Source organism: Pseudarthrobacter sp. NPDC058329, from assembly GCF_042879835.1.
Classification (GTDB): Bacteria; Actinomycetota; Actinomycetes; order Actinomycetales; family Micrococcaceae; genus Arthrobacter.
In genome coordinates this window covers 12,304-36,793 of the sequence record NZ_JBHVZR010000027.1, presented here as the reverse complement: position 1 = coordinate 36,793, position 24,490 = coordinate 12,304, and the positions used below count along the sequence as shown (strand labels likewise).

The 24,490-nt window shown below is 67.1% G+C and carries 19 protein-coding genes; 5 read left to right on the top strand and 14 right to left on the bottom strand.

The window, feature by feature from the left end:
* Positions 1 to 504 precede the first annotated feature (504 nt).
* The 3 genes from tyrS to ACFVYC_RS21625 all read right to left on the bottom strand — a co-directional run bounded on the left by tyrS (position 505) and on the right by ACFVYC_RS21625 (position 4,851).
* Positions 505 to 1,818 (bottom strand): tyrosine--tRNA ligase, encoded by a 1,314-nt coding sequence (tyrS, locus tag ACFVYC_RS21635; RefSeq protein WP_387554170.1) that lies wholly within the window; start codon positions 1,816 to 1,818, stop codon positions 505 to 507.
* A 90-nt stretch (positions 1,819 to 1,908) separates the two neighbouring features.
* Positions 1,909 to 4,137, bottom strand: coding sequence for a HelD family protein (locus ACFVYC_RS21630; protein ID WP_387554168.1), 2,229 nt, complete (start codon positions 4,135 to 4,137; stop codon positions 1,909 to 1,911).
* A 51-nt stretch (positions 4,138 to 4,188) separates the two neighbouring features.
* Entirely contained in the window at positions 4,189 to 4,851 is a 663-nt protein-coding gene (locus tag ACFVYC_RS21625) for a DNA-3-methyladenine glycosylase (RefSeq protein ID WP_387554166.1), read from the bottom strand.
* Between the two features lie 115 nt (positions 4,852 to 4,966).
* Between ACFVYC_RS21625 and ACFVYC_RS21620 the strand changes: the two genes are divergently transcribed.
* Together ACFVYC_RS21620 and ACFVYC_RS21615 are read left to right on the top strand one after the other, a co-directional pair.
* Complete coding sequence (locus ACFVYC_RS21620) at positions 4,967 to 6,511, top strand: DNA-3-methyladenine glycosylase 2 family protein (protein ID WP_387554164.1); 1,545 nt, start codon at positions 4,967 to 4,969, stop codon at positions 6,509 to 6,511.
* Positions 6,508 to 7,002, top strand: a complete 495-nt coding sequence (locus ACFVYC_RS21615; protein ID WP_387554162.1) for a methylated-DNA--[protein]-cysteine S-methyltransferase — start codon at positions 6,508 to 6,510, stop codon at positions 7,000 to 7,002. Before ACFVYC_RS21620 ends, ACFVYC_RS21615 begins: the two co-directional genes overlap by 4 nt.
* Positions 7,003 to 7,007: 5 nt before the next feature.
* On the opposite strand, the gene ACFVYC_RS21610 is transcribed toward ACFVYC_RS21615, so the two are convergent.
* The 10 genes from ACFVYC_RS21610 to argC all read right to left on the bottom strand — a co-directional run bounded on the left by ACFVYC_RS21610 (position 7,008) and on the right by argC (position 17,161).
* Complete coding sequence (locus ACFVYC_RS21610; RefSeq protein WP_387554160.1) at positions 7,008 to 7,769, bottom strand: maleylpyruvate isomerase family mycothiol-dependent enzyme; 762 nt, start codon at positions 7,767 to 7,769, stop codon at positions 7,008 to 7,010.
* Positions 7,770 to 7,779: 10 nt separating this feature from the next.
* The gene (locus tag ACFVYC_RS21605) at positions 7,780 to 8,316 is read right to left on the bottom strand and encodes a pyridoxal 5'-phosphate synthase (protein WP_387554158.1); all 537 of its coding nucleotides are present in this window, start codon (positions 8,314 to 8,316) and stop codon (positions 7,780 to 7,782) included.
* Positions 8,317 to 8,469: 153 nt separating this feature from the next.
* The gene (gene argH, locus ACFVYC_RS21600) at positions 8,470 to 9,909 is read right to left on the bottom strand and encodes an argininosuccinate lyase (protein WP_387554155.1); all 1,440 of its coding nucleotides are present in this window, start codon (positions 9,907 to 9,909) and stop codon (positions 8,470 to 8,472) included.
* Positions 9,910 to 9,915: 6 nt separating this feature from the next.
* Positions 9,916 to 11,121 (bottom strand): argininosuccinate synthase, encoded by a 1,206-nt coding sequence (locus ACFVYC_RS21595; RefSeq protein WP_387554153.1) that lies wholly within the window; start codon positions 11,119 to 11,121, stop codon positions 9,916 to 9,918.
* Positions 11,122 to 11,167: 46 nt separating this feature from the next.
* Complete coding sequence (locus ACFVYC_RS21590; protein WP_387554151.1) at positions 11,168 to 11,698, bottom strand: arginine repressor; 531 nt, start codon at positions 11,696 to 11,698, stop codon at positions 11,168 to 11,170.
* Positions 11,698 to 12,708: an ornithine carbamoyltransferase gene (gene argF, locus ACFVYC_RS21585; RefSeq protein WP_387554149.1), complete on the bottom strand. Its 1,011-nt coding sequence runs from the start codon at positions 12,706 to 12,708 to the stop codon at positions 11,698 to 11,700. The genes ACFVYC_RS21590 and argF overlap by 1 nt, the downstream gene beginning before the upstream one ends.
* Positions 12,705 to 13,970: an acetylornithine transaminase gene (locus tag ACFVYC_RS21580; RefSeq protein WP_387554147.1), complete on the bottom strand. Its 1,266-nt coding sequence runs from the start codon at positions 13,968 to 13,970 to the stop codon at positions 12,705 to 12,707. Before ACFVYC_RS21580 ends, argF begins: the two co-directional genes overlap by 4 nt.
* The gene (argB, locus tag ACFVYC_RS21575) at positions 13,967 to 14,926 is read right to left on the bottom strand and encodes an acetylglutamate kinase (RefSeq protein ID WP_387554145.1); all 960 of its coding nucleotides are present in this window, start codon (positions 14,924 to 14,926) and stop codon (positions 13,967 to 13,969) included. Before argB ends, ACFVYC_RS21580 begins: the two co-directional genes overlap by 4 nt.
* A gap of 40 nt (positions 14,927 to 14,966) precedes the next feature.
* Positions 14,967 to 16,133 carry a bifunctional glutamate N-acetyltransferase/amino-acid acetyltransferase ArgJ gene (gene argJ / locus ACFVYC_RS21570; protein ID WP_387554143.1) on the bottom strand — a complete coding sequence of 389 codons (1,167 nt, stop codon included), beginning with the start codon at positions 16,131 to 16,133 and terminating at the stop codon, positions 14,967 to 14,969.
* Positions 16,130 to 17,161 (bottom strand): N-acetyl-gamma-glutamyl-phosphate reductase, encoded by a 1,032-nt coding sequence (argC, locus tag ACFVYC_RS21565; protein ID WP_387554141.1) that lies wholly within the window; start codon positions 17,159 to 17,161, stop codon positions 16,130 to 16,132. The genes argJ and argC overlap by 4 nt, the downstream gene beginning before the upstream one ends.
* A 171-nt stretch (positions 17,162 to 17,332) precedes the next feature.
* Here argC and ACFVYC_RS21560 point away from each other — a divergent pair, with 171 nt between their 5' ends.
* The 3 genes from ACFVYC_RS21560 (at position 17,333) to ACFVYC_RS21550 (ending at position 23,817) form a co-directional block, all read left to right on the top strand.
* Positions 17,333 to 18,298, top strand: coding sequence for a quinone oxidoreductase family protein (locus ACFVYC_RS21560; RefSeq protein WP_387554139.1), 966 nt, complete (start codon positions 17,333 to 17,335; stop codon positions 18,296 to 18,298).
* Between the two features lie 133 nt (positions 18,299 to 18,431).
* Positions 18,432 to 22,388, top strand: coding sequence for a Pls/PosA family non-ribosomal peptide synthetase (locus ACFVYC_RS21555; RefSeq protein ID WP_387554137.1), 3,957 nt, complete (start codon positions 18,432 to 18,434; stop codon positions 22,386 to 22,388).
* A 70-nt stretch (positions 22,389 to 22,458) separates the two neighbouring features.
* Positions 22,459 to 23,817: a M1 family metallopeptidase gene (locus ACFVYC_RS21550; RefSeq protein ID WP_387554135.1), complete on the top strand. Its 1,359-nt coding sequence runs from the start codon at positions 22,459 to 22,461 to the stop codon at positions 23,815 to 23,817.
* A 15-nt stretch (positions 23,818 to 23,832) separates the two neighbouring features.
* On the opposite strand, the gene ACFVYC_RS21545 is transcribed toward ACFVYC_RS21550, so the two are convergent.
* A complete protein-coding gene (locus ACFVYC_RS21545) occupies positions 23,833 to 24,483 on the bottom strand; it encodes a 4'-phosphopantetheinyl transferase family protein (RefSeq protein WP_387554133.1) in 651 nt (216 codons plus the stop codon).
* Positions 24,484 to 24,490 lie beyond the last annotated feature (7 nt).

The following is a 24,490-nucleotide window of genomic DNA, read 5'->3' as shown; positions in this document are numbered from 1 at the left end:
ACCACCCAGCCACCACGGGAAAACGCGGCAACCAGACAGCAAAAATTTGAAACCAGCTGTAAAAACCAGACCACCCACAGGGGCGGGCAATCCAGCCAATTCAACCAATCCATAAAACAATTGGTATCAACAAACTTGGCACACTATTGAGTTCTCAAACAACAGACACATTCGAATATTCCCGAAACAATTCATTCGCTGAATTTCTATTCCGTATTTCTTCGCTGCGATGTTTCAATGTTATTTCATTCATTTTCACTTTGCAAATCCGGTTGTTTTCCCGGAATTCACTCAGTGGAGATGAATCCGCCCATCAGAAAGTGAAGCATTTCTTCATCCTGTGCTTCCGCACATAGTGAAGTTGCTTCACATTTTGTTTGGGTGGTTTGTCGCTATTTTTCCGCTTCAGCGGCGGCGACTCAGAAAACATTACACGCTCCCCCGCGGCCGTGCAAATCGGCTGCGAAGGAGCGTGAATGGGAGCTAACGGGACCAGGAGCAGAGCTACGGAACCAGCACTTCCACGGTGGCCAGGTTCTTCTTTCCACGCCGCAGCAGCAGGTACTGCCCGTGCAACAGTTCGGACTCTGAAATCACCGCTTCCGGATCGGATACCTTCTCGTTGTTGACGTAGGCGCCGCCTTCGCCAACAGTGCGGCGGGCAGCGGATTTGCTTTCCGAAAGCCCCGAAGCAACCAGCAGGTCGACAATTCCCAAAGCGTCCACCTGCACCGTGGCGGAAGGAAGCTCGGACGTTGCTGCCTGCAGCGTCTGCTTGTCCAGCGCGGACAAATCGCCGTTTCCAAAGAGCGCGGCGGAAGCTGCGATGACTTTCCCGGTGGCTTCCACACCGTGCACAAGGGACGTCACTTCGAAAGCGAGCTTCCGCTGGCCTTCACGGGCGAACGGACGTTCGGCCACTGCCTTGGCTGCTTCTTCGATCTCGGCGCGGGTCAGGAAGGTGAACACCTTCAGCCGGTCCACTACGTCCGCATCGGCGGTGTTCAGCCAGAACTGGTAGAAGGCGTACGGGCTGCACATGCCGGCGTCGAGCCAAATGGCGTTGCCCTCGCTCTTGCCGAACTTGGTGCCGTCCGAATTGGTGATCAGCGGTGTACCCAGCGCGTGGACGCTCTTGCCTTCCACCTTGCGGATCAACTCTGTGCCGCTGGTGAGGTTGCCCCACTGGTCGGAGCCACCGGTCTGAAGCACGCAGCCGTAGTCCCGGTACAGCTGGAGGTAGTCCATGCCCTGCAGGATCTGGTAGCTGAATTCGGTGTAGCTGATGCCTTCGTCCGAGCTCAGCCGTGACGCGACAGCGTCCTTGCGCAGCATGGTGCCCACACGGTAGTGCTTGCCCACCTCGCGCAGGAAGTCGATGGCGCTCAGCGGCGCAGTCCAGTCGAGGTTGTTGACCATCCGGGCAGCGTTGCCGCCGTCAAAGCTGAGGAACCGGCGGACCTGCGTCTGGAGGTATCCCACCCATTCCGCAACTGTGTCCTTGGTGTTCAGCGTTCGCTCCGCTGTGGGGCGGGGGTCACCGATCATTCCGGTGGAACCGCCGACGAGCCCGAGGGGCTTGTGGCCGGCCAGCTGCAGCCGCCGCATCACGAGCAGCTGGACCAGGTTGCCCAGGTGGAGGCTCGGCGCTGTGGGGTCGAAGCCGCAATAGTACGTGACCGGCCCGCCGGCAAGGAGCTTTTCCAGCTCTGCTTCGTCGGTGGAGACGTGGACCAAGCCGCGCCACTTGAGTTCCTGCCAAACGTTGGCAAAAGTGGGGTCGTTCTGTTGCGATTCGAGGCTGTTGAGTTCTGACACGCCTTCTAAGTTAGCAGTATTACCGGGCGCAGGCGCCGACTGAACGGCACCTGCGCCGGACCCGGAAGGGACCGCCATGAACAAAAAAGCTCAGCGCTTGATCCCGGCAGGCACAGGCTCTGCGGCAATCAGCCGAAGGCGCTGGGTGGCGCGGGTCATGGCCACGTAAAGGTCCCCCACCTTGCCGTGCTCGTGGTTCAGCATGGAGCCGGGCTCCAGCACCACTACGCCGTCGAACTCCAGGCCCTTGGCTTCACGGGGGCTGATCACCACAATGTCCTGTTCATAGCCGCCGGCGCCGGTACCGATGCGGCGGCCGTACTCGGCGCGCAGGGCGGCCATGGCCTCCGGCAAAAGGTGACCGTCTGCGATGACCGCCAGCAGGCCGCCGTCGAGCGCTTCCAGTTCCTCCGGCAGGACCTCCACCAGGCGGCGGACCACCTGGCCGGGGTCCACTTCGTCAATAACAGGCGACCAGCGTCCTTCCCGGACAGCCTTGGGTGCGGAAACGACGAGTCCCGCGGCGTTGGCCATCCGCACCGCTGCCTCCGCAATCTGCGACGGAGTGCGGTAGTTGACCGTCAGTTCCTCAAGCTGCCAGCGGTCACCAAACATGGGAGCCAGCGCACCCTGCCACGAGTTGGCACCGGCCACCGAGCTGGTCTGCGCGATGTCCCCAACAATCGTGAAGGACTTCAAGGGGCAACGCCGGACCAGCAGGCGCCACTGCATGGGCGAAAGCTCCTGCGCCTCATCCACCACGATGTGGCCAAAGGCCCACGTACGGTCGCTCGTGGCGCGCTCGGCAGCGGTCAGCCGCGCTTCCTGCTCCTGGTTCTGCTCGGCCAGTTCTTCCGCGGACATCAACGGGTCCACGCCGGCGGCCTCCATGTTGACCAGGGTCTGCTTGGCGTTGGCAAGGTCGCGGGCGCGGTCGTGTTCCTGCTGCGCCAGTCCGCGCCCCGCTGCGGGGTCCAGCTCGCCGAGCAACTCGGCAGCCTCGTCCAGCAGCGGAACATCGGATTCAGTCCAGGGCGCGTCGGCCGGGCGCTGCAGCAGGGCGCGCTCAGCCGCAGCCAAATGCGGGGTGCAGAATTCCAGCACGGCGGGCTTGCTGAAGAGCTCCGAGATCAGCTTTTCGGGCGTCATGGGCATCCAGCACAGGTTGAGGGCGATCCGCACGTCGCGCGCGGTCCGGACATCCTCAGCCAGGTAGGAGCGGTCCGCGTTGTTGCCGATGTTGCCGGCCTCCACCAGCTCGGTCAACTGCTCCGTCAGTTCGCGCAGCAGGATCTTGACGAAGGTCACGCGGGCCTCGTTGTGCGGCTTCCCGGTGGAACGTGCACGCTCGCGGGCGCGGCGGACCTGCCGCGGGGTCAGCACCAGCTTCCGGCCGTCCACTTCCAGGATCCGGTCTTCAGCGGGGATCCGCTGCCGGTTGGAGACGGCGTTGGCCACCACGGTGGCCATATCGAGGCGGCCCTTGATGGCGGCGACATTGGCGTGCGGTTCCGGCACGGCATTGATGCCGGGCATCAGGCGGCCCACGCTGGCCATAACGACGCCGGTCTCGCCCAGGGACGGCAGCACCCGTTCGATGTACTTCATAAACGACGACGACGGGCCCACCAGCAGCACGCCGGCGGACTTGAGGCGGTCGCGGTGGGTGTAGAGCAGGTAGGCGGCGCGGTGCAGCGCCACGGCGGTCTTGCCGGTACCCGGCCCGCCCTGCACCACCACGGCACCGGAGATGGAGGACCGGATGATGCGGTCCTGTTCCGACTGAATGGTGCTGACGATGTCCGACATCCGGCCGGTGCGCTTGGAGTTCAGGGCGGCGAGCAGGGCGCCCTCGCCCTGCAGTGACTCATCGTCCGCCAGCATGTCGGCGTCAAGGACGTCGTCCTCGATGGCCTTGACCTCACGGCCCTGCAGGATCAAGTGGCGGCGGCGGCGGACGCCCTGCCGGTCAAAGGCCGTGGCCTGGTAGAAGTGCCCTGCTTCGGGCGCACGCCAGTCAACCATGAGCCGCTGCAGGTCCTCGGTGGTGAGGCCGATGCGGCCGATGTACTGCGCTTCCCCGGAGTCCAGGTCCAGGCGGCCGAACACCAGCCGGTCATCCACGGCATCCAGCTGCGCCAGGCGGTCCTCGTACAGAGCGGCGAAAGCATCACGCTCGGAAACATTCTGCATGGTGCCCACAGCCCCTGCCCGCCGCACCTGCGCGAGCTGCTTGCGTTTCTCCTCGCGCAACTCCTCCAGCCGGGCATACAGGCCGGCAACATAGTCCCGTTCGTGGGCCAAATCGGCGTCGAGCATTAACGTTCCCCTATCGCAAAAGACAGACCGTCCATTCTACAACCATTTCCGTTAACGCTTGCGAAACTGGGACGTTCTTGGTTTAGCGGCCCTGTACGTCGAAACCGTGGGATCCCCGGTGATCCAAAACCGCCAGGCGTAGTCCTCCGATCCTCCGGCGCCGGAAACGCCTACTCGCGGACCTGAGCTGACCCCCACCACCGGCCGGTCCGGGAGCACCAGGCCAAAAGGCGGCGCCAAGGCGTCCCGGCCGCTGTAGGCGGTGGTCAGGCCCAGGGCTTTGGCGAGCCGGGCAGGGCCGCTTGCAAGGTCAGCCGGAGTTTTCGAGGTGGGCCGGCGGTGCTGTGCCAGCTCGAGGCCCTCCACGATCTCCCCGGCGCGCAGCAGCAGGGCGGAGGCGACGCCGGCCGGACCGCACACAATGTTCGTGCAGTGGTGCATGCCGTACGTGAAGTAGACGTACAGGTGCCCGGCGGGGCCGAACATGGGAGCATTCCGCGGTGTGGGGCCCCGGTACGTGTGCGATCCCGGATCGGGGTGCAGGGAATCCTCCGGCCCCAGGTACGCCTCCACTTCGGTGAGCCGAACGGAGACCGGGCCTTCGCGCGAATCGTGCGTCAGGACGGCCCCCAGCAGCTTCGGCGCCAGTTCGCGGGCGTCTCCGGACAGGAAATCCCGCAGCGGTTCCGGGGCCGGCGAGGGACTTCTGCTCATGGCCAGACTCTATCCAACTACTGCAACGCAGCCGGGCCGCAACGCCAGAAAAGGGGCCCACGGCCATGTCCGATTTCCGCTAGCTCCGCTCCTGCGCGGCTGGCAGGATGGAGTAATGGACTTCTGGCAGCGCTACCGGGCGATAGATGCCCGGGACACCCGGTTCGACGGGCAGTTCTATACTGCCGTCCGCACCACGGGCATTTACTGCCGCCCGTCATGCCCGGCCAGGACCCCGAAGGCGGCGAACGTCACCTTCTATGAGACATCAGCCGCAGCGCACGACGCCGGCTACCGTGCATGCAAGCGCTGTATCCCCGAGGCGGTTCCGGGAACGCCGGCGTGGAACGTGCGGCAGGACATCGCGGGACGTGCCATGCGCCTGATCAACGACGGTGTGGTGAACCGGGACGGTGTGGACGGACTGGCCGCCCGCCTGGGCTATTCCTCCCGTCAACTGAACCGCATCCTCAGCCAGGAGCTCGGCGCCGGTCCCCTTTCGCTCGCCCGGGCCGGCCGGGCCCAGACGGCGCGAACATTGCTGGTGTCCACGGCCATGAAACTCGCCGACGTCGCCTTCGCGGCCGGCTTCAGCAGCGTGCGCCAGTTCAACGAGACCATGGTGGAAGTCTTCGACATGACACCCACCGCGCTGCGCTCCGCCAGGCACCCGATGGCCGCCGCCGGTTCCACCGCAATTACCCTCAGCCTCCCCTACCGCGAGCCCTTCGACCCCGGCATTTTCGCCTTCCTGGCGGCGCGGGCCATCCCCGGGATCGAAGCAGGAACAGCTTCCTCCTACGCCCGCACGCTGCGGCTTCCCCACGGGGATGCGCGCTTCGACATTGCGTACGACGGCGCCGCCCCGGGGCGGCCCCTGACCCTCACCATCGGCGCGGTGGACTTGAGGGACCTGCCGGCCCTGCTGAGCCGCGTCCGGCGGTTGTTCGACCTGGATGCGGACCCAGTGGCAATCGATGGCGCCCTGGCCGGGGACAGCAGGCTGGCGGCCGCCGTGGCTGGAACTGCGGGAATCAGGATGCCCGGGGCACTTGACCCTGCCGAAATGCTCATCCGGGCCATGATCGGCCAGCAGATCACCGTGGCTGCGGCGCGGACCGCCCTCACCCGGCTGGCCGCCGTCGGAAGTTCGAGCCGAAGCCCCGGCGAGGGCCTGGACCGCATGTTTCCCACCCCCGAGGAAATTGCCGGTGACGGCTGCGCCCTCCTGCGCGGCCCCCGGAAACGCATCGATGCCCTCCGCGCGGCAGCTTCCGCCTTGGCGGAGGGTACGCTCGACTTCGGCTATGGCGACGACGTGGCCGGCCTGGCCGCAAAGTTGCTCCCGCTGGCCGGCGTGGGACCCTGGACGGTGGGCTACCTCGCCATGCGTGTCCTCGGCGCCCCGGATGTGTTCCTGGCCAATGACGCAGCGGTGCGGAACGGTATCAGGGCTTTGGACCGGACTGGGAATCCGGACGGTCCCGGCTCAGGGGTTACCGGGACCTTCAGCCCGGACTTCCGCGAAGTCAGCCCCTGGCGCTCCTACGCCACCATGCACCTGTGGCGCGCAGCGGCCGGTCCGGCCGGCGCGCGCAGGGGAGCGACAACGGATACCGCCAACGCAGGCAGCAGAACAACAGAGAAAGCGAACCGATGAAAGCCCAGTTGCTTCACATGTCCACACCGGACGGACCGTTCACCATCCTCGCCCAGGACGGCGTGGTCCTCTCCAGCGGCTGGACCGAAAAGCCGGGCGACCTGACGGGGCAGATCCATCCGTCCCTCCGGCCCGCCAGCTTTGAACTGGTCAGCGGGCTGGACGCGATCTCGGCCGCCGTCGAAGCGTTCTACGCCGGGGATCCGGCCCCGGCGATGCAGGTCCCCGTCCGGCAACTGTCCGGGCCGTTCCGGCTCCACGCCTGGGACGTGCTGCGGCTGGTCCAGCCGGGGTCGCCCGTGACGTACACAGAGTACGCGGGGCTGGCCGGCAATCCGAAGGCCGTCAGGGCAGCCGCCAGCGCCTGCGCCTTCAACGCCGCAGCGCTGTTCGTCCCCTGCCACCGCGTCATCCGGACCGATGGTTCCCTGGGCGGGTTCCGCTGGGGACTGCCCATCAAGCAGAGCCTGCTGGCGCGCGAAGCAGCCTGACCACGCTACTGCGGCGCCGGGGTTCCCGCAGGCCAGGGCAGCAGGGCCGGCAGGTCCACGCCGTCGGCCGCCGCGGACGCCCTGAGGCTGCCCAGGGTGGGTTCACGCCCCGCCAGCCAGGCCGCGATATCCGTGATCATCCCGCTGACCACGGTGGACCTGGTGCCGCTGCCGATACTCAGCGGCGGGAAGCCCAGGGGCTGCAGCACCAGTTTGTCGTCGGGCTGGACGCGGGCTGCGAGGAAATCGAACAAATGCCCGCAGAACTGCCGGCTCCAGGTTTCCGGCCCCCTGCCCGTCAGCAGGTCGGAGTTGTGGATGACCAGTTCCCGCCACAGCGCAAGGCCGCCGTCCAGGACAACTCCGCCGCGGTAGGTGATGGGTGCGTACCAGCCGGTGCGGTTGGCCGACGAATCCTTGATGCCCGGGAGCGCGTCGAAGGCATGCATCACCCGGTGCAGGGCCGCGGTCACATCGGCCAGGTGCGTGGCGGCGTTGTGGCCGGCAGCCCTGTCGATGGCCCTGTTCCGGCCGTCCATGCCGCCGTCGTACAGTTCGATGGATTCGCCGCGGGCGGCGTACTCGAGCTGCCGGGCCATCGCGTTGGAGATCCCCGCCAGATGGGCCAGGACGTGTCCGCGCGTCCAGCCGGGCAGGGCGGACGGAGCCGTCACGTCCTCGTCGGTGAGCTTGGCAACATCGGAGGCAACGTCGTCGGCGGCCTTGTGGAGCCCGGCGAGCAGGACTTCGGGTGCGGGAGCGGTCATGGCGCTCATCCTAGCCGGGAAGGACGCCGTCCGGGCCGAAGCGGTGGCGGACATGGGCACCGTCATTGCTTGCCTGCCAGAACTCAATCTCGGCGGGCCGGATGGCGTACAGCTGCCAGTCGGAGTTGCTGCTGCCGTCCGAGCGCGGCCGCTCCGCCCAGTCACGGGCCGAAGCCTCGGCGGACAGCTCCACCACGGAGCCAGCCACCCGGACCTGGCGCCCCAGTGACGGCCAGTAGAAGTTGAGGGCGGCGTGCGGGTTGGCACTGAGCTCCCGGCCTTTGCGCGAGGTGCGGGCCGTAGCGACGTGCCAGCCGTCGTCGTCGATGTTCTTCAGGATAAGCATCCTCGACGACGGCCGGCCGCTGCCGTCCACGGTGGCAAAGCTGCACGCATGCGGCTGGCTCTCCCCCGCCGCCAGGGCATCGTCAAGCCACTGTTTGAAGAGCAGGGCCGGATCCTGCGGCGACTTGGCCGGATTAAAACCGGGCAGGTCGGAGGGAAAATCGGGCAGGGTGCGAAGGAATTTCCGGAAGGTTTCGCTCATGCCGCCATGATAGTGGGACCGTCAGGACGCCGCCCTGTGCCCCACCCCCGGACGCTCTCTCACTTAATGCGGGAAAACCGCCAACGCTCTCTCACTTTCTTGAGGAAAGTGGGAGAGCGTTGGCCCAAAAGCGGCATTAAGTGAGAGAGCGTCTTAGGCTGCGTACTCCCGCACGCCGGCGAGCTCGGCTTCCAGTGCCACGAGCTGGCGTTCGACGGCGGCCGGTGCGGTGCCGCCCTGGGAGTTGCGGCTGTTCAGCGACCCCTCCGTGGACAGGACCGTGCGGACCTCCGGCGTGAGGTGCCCCGAGATGGCGGCGTATTCCCCATCGGTCAGGTCCCACAGCTCCACGCCGCGGGACTCTGCCTGCTTGACGGCCGCGCCGGAGAGCTCGTGCGCCTCGCGGAACGGAACGCCCTGGCGGACCAGCCATTCGGCGATGTCCGTGGCCAGCGCGAAACCCTGCGGCGCCAGCGACTCCATCCGTTCGGTGTTGAACTTCAGGGTGGCGATCATCCCGGAGACTGCCGGGAGCAGGAGCTCCAGGGTGTCTGCGGCGTCGAACACCGGTTCCTTGTCCTCCTGCAGGTCGCGGTTGTAGGCCAGCGGCAGGCCCTTAAGCGTGGCCAGGAGCCCGGTCAGGTTGCCGATCAGGCGCCCTGCCTTGCCGCGGGCCAGCTCCGCAACGTCCGGGTTCTTCTTCTGCGGCATGATGGACGAGCCGGTGGAGTAGGAGTCGTGCAGGGTCACGAAGGAGAACTCCTTGGTGGCCCAGAGGATGACTTCCTCCGACACACGGGAGAGATCCACGCCGATCATGGAACACACCCAGGCGAACTCGGCGAAGACATCGCGGGAAGCGGTGCCGTCGATCGAGTTGTGGGACGCGGAAAAGAACCCCAGGTCCGCGGCGACGGCTTCCGGGTCCAGCCCCAGGGAGGACCCGGCGAGGGCACCGGAACCGTACGGCGAGACGCCGGCACGCTTGTCCCAGTCCGCCAGCCGCTGCACGTCGCGCAGCAACGCCCAGGCGTGGGCCAGCAGATGGTGGCTGAGCAGTACCGGCTGGGCGTGCTGCAGGTGGGTGCGGCCCGGCATGGCCACGCCGTGGTGGGCCTTTGCCTGCCCCACCAGTGCATCCACCGTATCCAGCACGCCCCGCGCGATGATGCGGGCGTGGTCGCGCAGGAACATACGCCCCAGCGTGGCCACCTGGTCGTTGCGGGAACGGCCGGCGCGGAGCTTGCCGCCCAGCTGCGTTCCGGCACGCTCGATCAGGCCGCGCTCCAGCGAGCCGTGCACATCCTCGTCGGATTCCGCCGGCACATAGGCACCGGAGGCAACGTCCTCATCCAGCCGGGTGAGCGCCCCCAGCATGCCTTCGAGCTCGGCGTCGTCCAGCAGCCCGGCCTTGTGCAGCACACGGGCGTGCGCTTTGGAACCGGCAATGTCGTAGCGGGCCAGCCGCCAGTCGAAGTGCGTGGACTTGCTCAGCGCCGCCAGGGCATCGGCGGGGCCGCCGGCGAACCGGCCGCCCCACAGTGCGCCGGTGTTCGTTGCTTCGGACTTTTGGGTTTCGACGGGCTCCACCACCGATTCTTACTTTCCTGCGACCCGGATGTCGCGGCCCGAGGCAACCTTGGCTGACATGCCCCACAACTCGATGAAGCCCTTGGCCTGCGACTGGTCGAACGTGTCGCCGGTGTCGTAGGTGGCCAGGGAGAAGTCGTAGAGCGAGGTGTCGGAGCGGCGGCCGTTGACGATGGCCTGGCCACCGTGCAGGGTCATGCGGATATCGCCGGTGACGTACTTCTGGGTGTCCTCGATGAAGGCGTCCAGGGAGCGCTTGAGCGGGGAGAACCACTGGCCGTCGTACACCAGTTCGGCCCAGCGCTGGCCAACGGTGGCCTTGAAGCGGGCCTGTTCGCGCTCGACCGTGATGTCCTCGAGGTGCTTGTGTGCGGTGATCAGCGCCATCGCGCCCGGGGCTTCGTAGATTTCGCGGGACTTGATGCCCACGAGGCGGTCCTCGACGACGTCGATCCGGCCCACGCCCTGGGCGCCGGCACGGCGGTTGAGTTCCTTGATGGCCTGCAGCGGGGTGACCTTCACGCCGTCGATCGCTACCGGCACGCCGGCTTCGAAGGAGATGGTGACCTCATCCGGTGCCGGCGGGAACTCCGGGGTGGCGGTGTAGTCGTAGATGTCCTTGGTGGGGGCGTTCCAGATGTCCTCGAGGTAGCCGGTTTCCACCGCGCGGCCCCAGACGTTCTGGTCGATGGAGTACGGGTTCTTTTTGGTGGTTTCGATGGGCAGGCCCTTTTCCTCGGCGAAGGCGATGGCCTTGTCGCGGGTGAGGGCGAGGTCGCGGACGGGGGCGATGCACTTCAGGTCCGGGCCGAGGGTCTGGATGCCCACTTCGAAGCGGACCTGGTCGTTGCCCTTGCCGGTGCAGCCGTGGGCGACGGTGGTAGCGCCGAATTCGCGGGCGGCCTTCACCAGGTGCTTCACGATGACGGGGCGGGAGATGGCGGAAACCAGCGGGTAGTGGCCCTGGTAAAGGCCGTTGGCCTTCAGCGTGGGCATGCAGTACTCGTTGGCGAACTCATCGGAGGCATCGGCCACGTAGGCTTCAACCGCGCCGCAGCCGAGGGCACGCTGGCGGATGGTTTCGAGGGACTCGCCGCCCTGTCCGACGTCGACCGCCACGGCGATGACTTCGGCGCCGGTGGCTTCGCCGATCCAGCCGATGGCTACTGAGGTGTCCAGGCCGCCCGAGTAGGCGAGCACAATGCGTTCAGTCACTTCAAATGCTCCTTGTGATTGGGGTTCGTAGATGTTGTCTTCAAGCTTATTGCCCGGCTTCTTCAGCCAGGTGCAGAAACCTGGCGGCGAGGTCCTGGCCGCCCTGCGGGTCCCGGGACACCAGCAACACGGTGTCGTCCCCGGCGATGGTCCCCAGGATGGACGGCATCACGGAGTGGTCAATGGCCAGGGCCAGGAAGTTTGCGGCTCCGGGCGGGGTGCGCAGCACCGCGATGTTGGCTGACGCTTCCGCTGTAACCAGCAGTTCGCTGCAGAGCCTGGCCAGCCGGGCATCCAGGATCTCCTGGCTCACTCCGCTCCTGGCGGCCCGTTCGCCGCCTTCGCCGGGAACGGCGTACACGAGCACGCCCTCCTTGCCGCGGACCCGGACTGCGCCAAGTTCCACGAGGTCGCGGGACAGCGTCGCCTGGGTGACCTGCACGCCGTCGTCCGCCAGCAGTGCTGCCAGCTCCGCCTGGGAACGCACGGACTCACCCGTCAGGATGGCGGCAATACGGGCCTGGCGGGCGGTTTTGGTGGCCGGGCTGGAACCCGGCGACGCCGGTTGGGCGGACACTAGAACGTGCTCACCCCGGTGCCCTCAACGGGAGAAAGCCCCTCGACGAAGGCCAGGCCGGACCGGTGCATCAGCCAGGCCATCAGGGCTTTCTGCGCGTGCAGCCGGTTTTCGGCCTCGTCCCACACGATGGACTGCGGCCCGTCGATGACGCCGGCCGAAATTTCGTAGCCGCGGTAGGCGGGCAGGCAGTGAAGCACGACGGCGTCTTCCGCCGCGTGTGCCATGGCCGCCTCGTCCACGGCGTACTCGCGGAACAGCTGCATCCGCGCTTCCTTCTCGGCTTCCTGGCCCATGGATACCCACGTGTCTGTTGCGACGACGTCGGCGCCCTTCAGTGCGGCCGCGGCGTCGGTGGTGATAAGCACCGAGCCGCCGGTTTCTGCGGCGCGCGCCTCGGCTGCTGCCACGATATCTGCGGCGGGAAGGTAGCCTTCGGGCCCGGCGATGCGGACGTGCATGCCCGCCGTGACGCCTGCCAGCAGGTAGGAGTTGGCCATGTTGTTGGCGGCGTCCCCCAGGTAGCTCATGGTGAGGCCCTTGAGGCCGCCCTTGTGCTCCTTGACGGCCAGCAGGTCCGCGAGCAGCTGGCACGGGTGGTAGTCATCGCACAAAGCGTTGATGACCGGCACCCTGGAGTTTTCCGCCATCGCCACCAGGCCGGCGTGCGCGCCCGTACGCCAGACGATGGTGGACACCATGCGCTCGAGGACCTTGGCGGTGTCCTGCACGGATTCCTTGTGGCCGATCTGGGCTTCGCCCGGGTTGATGATGAGCGCGTTGCCGCCCATGTCCGCGATGCCGGTGGCGAACGAGACCCGGGTCCTGGTGGAAGTCTTGTCGAAAATGACCGCCACGGTTTTGCGGCCGTTGCCGGCGGCCGCGAAGGGCTGGACACTGTACGGCTCCGCCTTCATGCGGACAGCGAGGTCCAGGACCTCGGCCTGTTCAGCCGGGCTGAGGTCCGTGTCCTTGAGGAAATGCCGGGTGGAGCTGGGGGCTGAAGTCACTGGGCGTCCTTAGCTGATTGGAGGATGGCCGGGAAGGCGGTGAGGAAGGAATCCGCCTGGGCGATGGTGAGGACCAGCGGCGGTGCCAAGCGGATTGTGCGGGGCCCGGGGCTGTTGACGATAAAGCCGGCGTCAAGGCCGGCCTGCACCACTGCCGGGGCCACGTCAGTGTCCAGGTCAAAGCCGATAAGCAGCCCTTCGCCCCGGACCTCGGTGACGCCCGTGATGGCTGCCAAAGCGGAGCGGAGGTGTTCCCCGACCTTCGCCACGTTCGCCAGGACATCCTGGCTTTCAATGGCGTGCAGCGTGGCGAGGGCAGCCGCCGTCGCCACGGGGTTGCCGCCGAAGGTGGTGCCGTGCTGGCCCGCGCTTAACAACGACGACGTCCCGTCACCAAAGGTGACCAGCGCACCGATCGGGAATCCGCCGCCCAGGCCCTTTGCCAAGGTGACAGCGTCCGGCATGATCCCGGCGTCCTCACTGGCCAGCCATTTACCCGTACGGCCGATGCCGGTCTGCACCTCGTCGAGGATGAGCAGCGCTCCAACGCGGGCCGTCAGCTCCCGCGCAGCCTGCAGGTATCCGGGCGGAAGGGGACGGACCCCGGCCTCGCCCTGGATCGGTTCGAGGAACACTGCGGCCACGGTTTCATCAACGGCCGCTTTGAGTGCCTCGACGTCCCCGAACGGGATGTGCACCACACCACCGGGCAGTGGCTCGAAGGGCGTCCGGTAGGCCTCTTTGGCCGTCAGCGCCAGGGCGCCCATGGTCCGGCCGTGGAAGGCCCCCTCCAGGGCGATGATTTTGGTCCGCTTCGCCCCGCTGCCACCCCTGTTGCGGCGGGCGAGCTTGAAGGCGGCCTCATTGGCCTCCGTGCCGGAGTTGGTGAAGAACACCTTGGAACCGGCAGGAGCGTTGGTGAGGGCCAGGAGTTTCTCGGCCAGCGCAATCTGCGTGGGGCTAGTGAAGAAGTTGGACACATGGCCCAGCGTGGCCAGCTGGCTGGAGATGACCGACGTGACGAAGGGGTTGGCGTGGCCCAGTGCGTTGACCGCAATGCCGCCGAGCAGGTCGAGGTATTCCTTGCCGTCGGCGTCCCAGACGAGGCAACCGGCGCCGCGGACCAGGACCCGCTGCGGCGTCCCGAACACGCCCATCAGCGAGGTGGAGTAGCGGGCCAGCCACTCGGATCCTGCGTGGCCGGTGGTTTCGACGAGCTCTGCCACCGGGGTCCGGTGATCGAGGTTTTCCGTGGTGCTCATCCGTTGATCTCCTCGTCCGGGACTACTTGGGTGCCGATTCCGGCCGTCGTGAATGTTTCAAGAAGCATGGAGTGTGGCAGGCGCCCGTCCACGATATGGGCGCGTTCCACCCCTTCGTCGATGGCCTTGAGGCAGGCGGCCATCTTGGGGATCATGCCCGATTCGAGTCTGGGCAGCATGTCACGCAGTTCCGAAGCCGTCAGTGAGGAAATCAGCGAGGACTTGTCCGGCCAGTTGGCATACAGGCCTTCGACGTCTGTCAGGATGACCAGCTTCGAGGCGCCCAGCGCCGAGGCGACGGCCGCGGCCGCGGTGTCCGCGTTCACGTTGAGGACCTGGCCGGTGGGCTGGAAGCGTGCCGTGCCGGCCACGCCGTCGCCGCCGTCCACGATCTCCGGGGCAACGGTGGAGATCACCGGGATACGGCCGGCCTCAAGGATGTCCACAATGCCTGCCGGGTCGACGCCGACAACCTCGCCTACCAGCCCAAGATCCACTTCTTCGCCGTCCACCACGGTCCCGGTCCGGACAGCGCGCAGCAGCCCGCCGTCTTCCCCGGACATGCCCACGGCGTAGGGTCCGTGGGAGTTGATCAGGCCCACCAGTTCGCGTCCCACCTGGCCGGTGAGGACCATCCGGACCACGTCCATGGCCTCGGGTGTGGTGACGCGCAGTCCGCCCTTGAACTCGGATTCAATGCCCAGCCGGCCCAGCATGGAGTTGATCTGCGGGCCGCCGCCGTGCACCACCACAGGGTGGATGCCCACGTGGTGGAGGAAAACGATGTCCTCGGCGAAGGCGCGGCGGAGTTCGTCGTTGACCATGGCGTTGCCGCCGTACTTGACCACCATGATGGAACCGGCGAACCGCTGGATCCAGGGCAGCGCTTCGATCAGGGTTGCTGCCTTGTCCTGGGCATCGGACATGCTGGTGGTTTCACGCGTCTGGGTGTTCATGCTGTCACTTTCCGCAACGGTTTTTCCGGGGGCGCGGCTCCTAGCTGGAGTAGGCGCTGTTCTCGTGCACGTAGTCGTGGGTGAGGTCGTTCGTCCAGATGGTGGCCTCGGCGTCGCCCGCCTGCAGGTCGATTTCCACGAGAACTTCGCGGGGCTCGAGGTCCACCAGGGCACGGTCGTCGCCGATGCTGCCGTTGCGGCAGATCTGGATGCTGTTCATGGAGACGTTGAGCTTGTCCGGTTCGAAGGCGGCGTCCGTAGTACCGACAGCGGACAGCACCCGGCCCCAGTTGGGGTCCTTCCCGAAAATGGCGGCCTTGAAAAGGTTCGACCTGGCCACCGACCGGCTGACGGTTTCGGCGTCAGCCTCGCTTGCCGCGTTGAAGGTGCGGATGGCGATGTCGTGGCTGGCACCCTCGGCATCACCAATGAGCTTGCGGGCAAGCTCGGCGCACACCTGGGTGAGGCCGGCACCAAAGGCCTCGGCGGAGGGCACTGCGCCGGAAGCGCCGGAGGCCAGCAGGACCACCGTGTCGTTGGTGGACATGCAGCCGTCGGAGTCGGCCCGGTCAAAAGTGACCCGGGTGGAGTCGCGGAGGACGACGTCCAGCATTTCCGTTTCCACCGCGGCGTCCGTGGTGAGGACCACCAGCATGGTGGCAAGGCCCGGTGCCAGCATTCCGGCGCCCTTGGCGATGCCGCCGATGCTGAATTCCTGGCCGTCCGCGTCGGTGCCGATAAACAGCGCAGCCTTCGGGACGGAGTCGGTGGTCATGATGGCGGTGCCCGCTGCGGGTCCGCCGTCGGTGCTGAGGGCCGCAGCGGCTGCCTCCACGCCGGGAAGGATCTTGTCCATCGGCAACTGCTCGCCGATCAGGCCCGTGGAGCAGACGAAAACATCCGTGGCCGATATGCCTAGTACTTCGGCCACCTTTTCGGCGGTGCTGTGGGTGTTCTGGAACCCGGTGGGCCCGGTGCAGGCATTGGCACCGCCGGAGTTGAGGACCACGGCGTCCACCCTTCCGTCCGAGACCACCTGGCGGGACCAGTGGACCGGGGCAGCGGCCACCCGGTTGCTGGTGAAGACGGCGGCGGCAGACTTGGACGGCCCGTCGTTGACCACCAGGGCAAGGTCCGGGTTGCCGGAGGCCTTGAGTCCGGCGGTGACGCCGGTGGCCCGGAACCCACGGGGTGCGGTAATGGTCACGGGGCTACTCCCTGGAGGTCAAGGCCGCCAGTTTCAGCCAGGCCGAGTGCGATGTTCATGGACTGGACGGCGCCGCCGGCGGTCCCCTTGGTGAGGTTGTCGATGGCGCAGGTGACAATAACCCGGCCGGTGTGGGCGTCAAAGGCCAGTTGCATGGCGGCGTGGTTCGATCCCTGGACGGACTTGGTGGCGGGCCACTGGCCCTCGGGGAGGACATGCACAAACGGCTCGTCGTCGTACGCGTCGGTCCAGGCGTGGCGCAGCTGTTCGGCAGTTGTTCCGGGCTTGACCTTCGCGGTGGCCGTGGTGAGGATTCCCCGGCTCATGGGGGCCAGGGTGGGCGTAAAGGAAACCGTCACCTGCTCTCCTCCCGCGTTGGACAGGCCCTGTTCGATCTCGGGGGTATGCCGGTGGCCGCCGCCGACGCCGTAGGGGCTCATGGAGCCCATCACCTCGGCGCCGATCAGGTTGACCTTCGCTGCCTTGCCCGCCCCGGAGGTGCCGGAGGCGGAAACGATCACGACGTCGTCGGGCTGGAGGAGGCGGGCGGCGAACCCGGGTGCCAGGGCCAGCAGGACCGACGTCGGATAGCATCCGGGCACGGCGATACGGCTTGCACCCTTGAGGGCTTCACGCTGGCCGGGCAGTTCGGGCAGGCCGTAGGGCCAGGTCCCGGCATGGGCTGAACCATAGAACTTTTCCCATGCTGCGGCGTCCTCCAGGCGGTGGTCGGCGCCGGCGTCGATCACCACTGTGCCTTCCGGAAGCCGGGCAGCGATGTCGGCGGAGGCGCCGTGGGGCAGTGCGAGGAAGACGACGTCATGGCCCGAAAGGTTTTCCACAGTGGTGTCTTCAAGGATCCGGCTGGCCAGTCCGTGCAGGTGGGGCTGCAGCTCCCCCAGGCGCGAACCGGCATTGCTGTGTGCCGTGATCGCTCCGATGGTCACGTCCGGGTGGCCCGCAAGGAGGCGGAGCACCTCCCCGCCGGCGTAGCCGCTGGCGCCTGAGACTGCAACAGAAATAGTCATGGTTTCCACCTTACAGTAAAACTATTCACTAGTCCCGATATTTATGCACAGGCCGCGGTGTCCTGCGCCCGAACGCGTGACGTCCGGCTACATGTCCGGGGCCGCCCTCCAATAGTGAAGCCTAGGATGGATTGACCGGACCGGGAAACTCCCGCCCGGGGAAGGAAACCCATGACGCACGCCATTGTCGCCGGGCAAGCCGGTGGTCCCGAAGTCCTGTCCTATGTTCCGGTTGAGCGGCCCGTTCCCGGTCCCGGCCAACTGCTGATCCAGGTGGCGGCGGCCGGCGTGAACTTCATTGACACGTACAAGCGCAGCGGCGTGTACAAGGTCCAGTATCCCTTTATCCCAGGGTCGGAGGCAGCGGGCACTATTGCCGCTCTCGGCGAAGGTGTGACCGGCTTCGCCGAGGGGGACCGGGTAGCCACCGCCGAGGGCACCAGCTGCTACGCCGGCTATGCCCTGGTGGACGCCGACAAAGCCTTGCCGGTGCCGGCAGGACTGGACGATGCCACCGCGGCCGCCCTCCCCTTGCAGGGCTTGACGGCGCACTACCTGGTTAATTCCACCTTCAAGGTTGAAGCCGGCCACGACGTCCTGCTGCACGCCGGCGCCGGGGGCGTAGGCCTGCTGCTCATCCAGCTCCTGAAGGCCAAGGGCGCCCGGGTCATCACCACGGTCTCCACTGACGAAAAGGAAGCCCTCGCACTCGGCGCCGGTGCGGACCACGTCCTGCGTTACGACGGCTTTGACCGGGCCGTGCGGGAGCTCACCGACGGCAAGGGCGTACACGTTGTTTATGACGGAGTAGGCAAGGACACGTTTGACGGTTCCCTCGGCGCCCTTCGCGTGCGGGGCACGCTGGCCCTGTTCGGCGCCGCCTCGGGCCCCGTTCCGCCGGTGGATCCGCAGCGCCTCAACGCCGGAGGCTCCTTGTTCCTAACCAGGCCCACCATGGCCCACTACCTGCAGGATGCGGCGGAACGGCGCTGGCGCTCGGACGAAATTTTCGCCGCCGCCGCCGACGGCAGCCTCAAAGTCCGGATCGGTGCCCGGTATCCACTGGCTGAAGCCGGGCAGGCGCACCGCGACCTCGAAGGCCGCCGCACCACCGGCAAGGTTGTGCTGATTCCCTAGTCGCAGGGCACGGTATGCGGGACCCAACGACGAAGCACATACGGCACGCTGGGTTGAACAGCGTCCAAACAGCCAGTGGACAGCCGGCAAACCTGGACACTTTCTGTTCATCTTGTCCCGGCACACTGCCTTGGTGACCGAGCAACAAAGCAGCAGCCTTGCAACCGACGGCTTCCCCGGACCCCTGCCCCTCCACCAGCCGCAGCTGGCCGGGGCGGCCGCTACTCCCCCGGCCAGGACGCTGGTTGACATCCTCCAGGACACGGCGGAGCGTTACCCCGATGCTTCCGCCCTCGACGACGGCCGGGAGTCCCTGAGCTACGCCCAGCTGCTGGCGGCTGTCCGCTCTGCCGGCCGGGAGATGCACCTTGCCGGGCTCGGCGCCGGGGACAAGATCGGCGTCCGCATCCCGTCGGGCACCAACAGGCTGTACGTCTCCATCCTGGCCATCCTGCTCATCGGCGCCGCCTACGTTCCCGTGGACGCGGACGATCCCGAAGAACGCGCCAGGCTGGTCTTCGGAGAAGCCCGCGTCGCCGCCGTCGTCACGGAAAGCGGGGTAATGCTCAACGGGCCCAGGCCTTCGCCCTTCCCTGCCCCGCGGATAGCGGAGGCTGACGACGACGCCTGGGTAATCTTCACCTCCGGCTCCACGGGAACCCCCAAAGGCGTTGCCGTGCAGCACCGGTCCGCGGCCGCCTTCGTGGACGCCGAAGCACGGATTTTCCTCACGGCAGAGCCCATCGGGACATCGGACCGGGTGCTGGCAGGGCTCTCAGTTGCCTTTGACGCCTCCTGCGAGGAAATGTGGCTGGCCTGGCGGCACGGCGCCTGCCTGGTCCCGGCTCCGCGGGTCCTGGTCCGCACAGGCATGGACCTGGGCCCCTGGCTCATCAGCCATGGCATCACCGTGGTGTCCACGGTCCCCACCCTGGCTGCCCTCTGGCCGGCGGAAGCACTGGAAAACGTCCGGTTGCTGATTTTCGGCGGCGAGGCCTGCCCGCCGGAGCTTGCGGAGCGGCTGGCCGTTGAGGGCCGGGAAGTCTGGAATACCTACGGTCCCACCGAGGCCACTGTGGTGGCCTGTGCTGCACCCCTGGGCGGGTCCGGTCCGGTGCGGATCGGGCTTCCCCTGGACGGCTGGGACCTGGCGGTAGTGGACGCAGAGGGCGTTCCGGTCCCGGAAGGGGCCATCGGCGAACTCATCATTGGCGGCGTAGGACTGGCCCGGTACCTGGATGCAGCCAAGGACGCCGAAAAGTATGCGCCCTTTCCCACGCTGGGCTGGCAGCGCGCCTACCGCTCGGGCGACCTCGTCCGCTGTGAGGCCGAGGGACTCGTTTTTATGGGCCGCGCCGACGAGCAGGTCAAACTCGGCGGACGCCGCATCGAACTTGGCGAAGTGGATGCAGCGCTGCAGGCACTGCCCGGCATCGCGGGCGCTGCGGCCGCTGTCCGCACGACGGCGGCCGGGAACCAGATCCTGGTGGGATACCTTGCGCCCGCCGGAGCTGCGAAGCCGGACCTGGGGGCTGCCCGGCAACTCCTTGCTGCCAGCCTTCCCGCAGCGCTGGTGCCGCTGCTGACCGTCGTCGACTCCCTGCCAACCAAGACCAGCGGAAAGGTGGACCGGCACGCGCTGCCCTGGCCCCTTGCCGGTTCGGGTGCCGACGATGCGGACAACGCCCCGCTGAACCTCCCCGAGGACGCCCAATGGATCGTGGAGCAGTGGGGCGCCGTCCTGGGCATCAAGGCAACCAGCCTCGACGCAGACTTTTTCGCCGCCGGGGGCGGATCCCTTGCCGCAGCCCAACTCGTGTCCGCGCTGCGGGTCCGCTACCCCACCATCACTGTGGCGGACATCTACGCCACGCCCCGCGTCGGTGCCCTGATCGACGCGGCACGCCAGTCCGTGCCGGAAGGCACGGTGGCCGGTCCCGCCGAGGCGCGCTTCGTCCGGCCCACCGCCCGCAAGTCCCAGGTGTTCCAAACACTGATGGGCGTGCCGCTGCACATCCTCGTGGGCATGCGGTGGCTGACCTACCTGATGGCAGGCAATAATCTCCTCGCCGGGCTGGCCGGCTTCAGCGGCGCTGTCACGGTGTCCTGGTGGTGGGTGGCTGCGTCCTGGCTGGTGTTCGTCAGTCCTGCCGGGCGCATGGGCCTCTCAGTCGCAGCCGCCCGTCTCCTGCTCCGGAAAGTTCAGCCGGGAACCTACCCCAGGTCCGGCAAAGTCCACCTCCGGCTATGGCTTGCCGAGCAGATCCAGGATCTCGCCGGAGCGGTAAGCCTGGCCAGCGCACCCTGGGTCCCCCACTATGCGCGAGCGCTGGGCGCGACGATCGGCAGTAACGTGCACCTGCACTCGCTGCCGCCGGTCACCGGCTTTCTCTCGCTCGGCGCCGGAGCGAATGTGGAACCCGAAGTGGACCTTTCCGGATGGTGGATCGACGGTGACAACGTGCACATTGGGGCTATCCGCATCGGGGCAGGCGCCACCGTGGGCGCCCGCAGCACCCTGATGCCCGGAGCCAGCATCGGGGCCGGCGGACAGGTGGAACCGGGTTCGGCCGTCCTGGGCAAGGTCAAGGCAGGCCAGGTTGTAGCGGGCTCCCCGGCAGAGCGCCGGGGCAAGGCGAAACAGAACTGGCCGGCCGAGCCCGCCACCAGTTCGTTGCTTGCCCGCCTGTGGTTCACGGCCTTCGCCGCCGCCAGCACCTTGCTGACCATGATTCCCTACCTCTCCGCAGGAGCTGCCTGCTTCGTGGTTTTCCTGTTCATCCAGGGCCACGGTTCGTTGACGGAAGCCTGGGTTCCCCTGCTGGTTTCCCTGCCTCTTGCCGCCCTCACCTGGTTCGTGGCCAACCTGCTCCTGATCCTGGGAACCACCCGTCTGCTGGGACTGGGCCTGCGCGAAGGCTACTACCGCGTCCGGAGCCGGATCGGCTGGCAGGTCTGGGCTACGGAACGCGTCCTGGACCTGGCCCGGGACCTGCTGTTTCCCATCTATGCCAGCCTCTTCACCCCCGTCTGGCTCCGCCTGCTGGGGGCAAAGGTGGGCAAGAACGTCGAAGCATCCACCGTGCTGCTGCTTCCCAAAATGACTACTGTGGGCGAGGGAGCATTCCTGGCCGATGACACCATGGTGGCCTCGTACGAGCTCGGCGGCGGCTGGCTGCGGATCGCGCCGGCCAAGATCGGCAAGCGGTCGTTCCTCGGCAACTCGGGAATGACCGGAGCGGGCCGCAATGTTCCGAAGAATTCGCTGGTGGCCGTGCTGTCGGCAACACCATCGAAAGCCAAGTCCGGAACGTCCTGGCTGGGAAGCCCTCCCGTCCGTTTGCGGCGCACCGCCATCGCATCGGACAACTCGCTCACCTACCAGCCGCCGCGGAGGCTGAAAATCGCACGGGCGCTGTGGGAAGCCTGCCGGTTCATTCCCGTGGTGCTGACGGTAGGACTGGCCGCCGGTGTCCTGCTGGCCTTCGACTGGCTGGCTTCGGCCAACGGCTATGCCGTGGCCGCCCTGCTCGGCGGCCTGGTGATGCTCCTGGCGGGAGCAGTGGCAGCCGGCAGCGCCGTGGCGGCCAAGTGGCTGCTCATCGGCAGGATCAGCGCCGGTGAACACCCCCTGTGGAGTTCATTCATCTGGCGCAACGAAGTGGTGGACACGTTTATCGAAATGGTCACCGCACCCTGGTTTGCCCGTGCCGCCACCGGCACGCCAGCCCTTGTCTGGTGGCTGCGCGCCCTTGGCGCCAAGATCGGTTCCGGGACGTGGTGTGAGAGTTACTGGCTGCCGGAGGCGGACCTCGTTTCCCTGGGCGCGAACTCCACGGTCAACCGGGGCTGCGTGGTGCAGACGCACCTGTTCCACGACCGCATCATGAGCATCGGCCCGGTTACACTCGAAGACGGTGCAACGATGGGACCGCATGGTGTCATCCTGCCGCAGGCACGGATCGGCCATGGTGGGACGGTTGGCCCGGCGTCGCTGGTGATGCGCGGCGAAACTGTTCCGGCTGCAACCTACTGGATGGGCAACCCCGTCAGCCCGTGGGCTGGGCCGGTCCTGCCGCGGGGGAAATAAAGCGCCCTGCAACACCTGCAGCAACACCACCGCCGTCCGCCAACAGTAATTAGTTGAGGCCCCTCCCCTTATGAGTTCGCCAGAATCAGTCCGCGGTATCTCCACCCGCGGGCCCGGACCCGCCCTGTGGGCCGGACCCTTTGAGGCCCACCACGGCACGGACGCCTACAGCGTGTCGCGCTACGAGCTGGAGCTGGATTACAGGCTGGCCAGCAACCGGCTGAACGGCAGGGCCCTGCTCCACGCGGTGGCCAACCGGGCCGCTTCTGCCGTGGTGCTCGATCTGGTGGGGCTCCGGGCCGTCAAGGTGCAGTTCAACGGACGCCGTGTGCGCCGCTTCTCCCAGCGTGCCGAACAGCTGGTGGTGCATCTTGAAACAGCCCTCGTTCCAGGCGACGGTTTCACCGTGGACGTCCGCTACGAGGGCAGACCTGCTCCCCGCCGAGGTCTCTGGGGCGAGGTGGGCTGGGAAGAACTGACTGACGGTGTGCTGGTTGCAGGACAACCCAACGGCGCCCCTTCCTGGTTCCCCTGCAATGACCACCCCGGGGACAAGGCCGCCTACCGCATCTCGGTCACTACTGATGCGGACTACCGCGCTGTCTGCAACGGTGTGCTGGTGGGACATGCGCGCGGATCCAGCAGGGAGACCTGGACCTATGAACAGCACGAGCCAATGGCCACGTACCTGGCCACGGTGCAGATCGGCAGGTATGACATCCTGGTCCTCGACGACGGTTCCGCCGGCGGCGTGGTGCAAACCGTTGCCGTGCCCCCGGCCCTGGCCGATGCGGCGGAGGCAGGGCTGGGCCGGCAGCGTGACATGATGGCCGCCTTCGTCCGCCGCTTCGGCCCCTACCCCTTCCCGGGGTACACCGTGGTGGTGACGGATGACGACCTGGAGATCCCGCTGGAAGCCCAATCGCTGTCCATCCTGGGCCGGAACCATCTCAGCCCGGGCTGGGAATCCCAGCGGCTTATCGCCCATGAGCTCTCGCACCAATGGTTCGGCAACTCCCTGACGGTTGCAGCCTGGCACGACATCTGGCTTCACGAGGGTTTTGCCTGCTATGCCGAATGGATCTGGTCTGAGGAAGCCGGTGTTATGAGCGCCCGGCAGCGGGCGGCAGCGGCCTGGCGGGGGTTGGCCGCTGCGGAGCAGGACCTGCTGATCGGAGATCCCGGCGCGGCGCTGATGTTTGATGACCGCGTCTACAAGCGCGGCGCGCTGGCCCTGCACGCGCTCCGCCGGCATTGCGGGGATCTTGCCTTCTTCACGCTGCTGCAGGAATGGACCAGGAGCCACCGCCACGGATCAGTCTCAACGGCGGACTTCGTGCTGGTGGCCAACCGGGTGGCGGGCATCGACGCTGAAGCGGTGCTCCATCCTTGGCTCTTTGAGCTGGCTCTCCCCCCGCTGCCTGCCTAGCCGGACCCGGCCCGGCTAACCCGGCTTGCCGAGCGCCACGGCAGCAACGAGCGACGCCGGCAGTCCCGTTGCGGCGGACGGCAGGTCTGTCAGCTCCGGCCTGTCCAGGACGGGTACGTCCCGGGGGTCCGTCCGAAGCCCGTCGCCGGTCATTTTGAGCCACGCTTCCTTCCGGGTCCACAGCCGTGCGCGTTCGCGGAGCAGGGCTGCGCCCTGAAGTCCGGCGAGTGCCGGCTTTTCCGACTCCGCCAAGGCGACGTCCTCAAAGCCTTCGAAGCCCAGCAGTTCCGGATTTTCGACGTCAACGCCCAGCCGCTCCCCGGCCACCGGCTTTGTGAGGCCGGCAAGCAGAACCCAGTTTCCTGCCCGGGCCATACTCAGGAGCAAGGGCACCGGTCCGCCGTGATGCGTGAACCCGGGGCGGCCATGGGAGAGGTCTGGTCCGGATCCGCACTGCGGACAGGAGTATGCCGCCTGCAGCTGCGCGGCCGGGATGCCGAGGACGCTGCCCGCAAAAAGGCGCAACGCTGCCCTGCCCGCCAGGAAGCGTGCGGCTGCGCCGGGCTCCATCGCTGCTGCCCGGCGCGCGTCTGCCTGTCCGGGAACCAGCCCGCCTGCGTAGCCCTGGCCTGCCTGCGGGCAACGGATATCAGCGGAGATATCCACTGCCCGC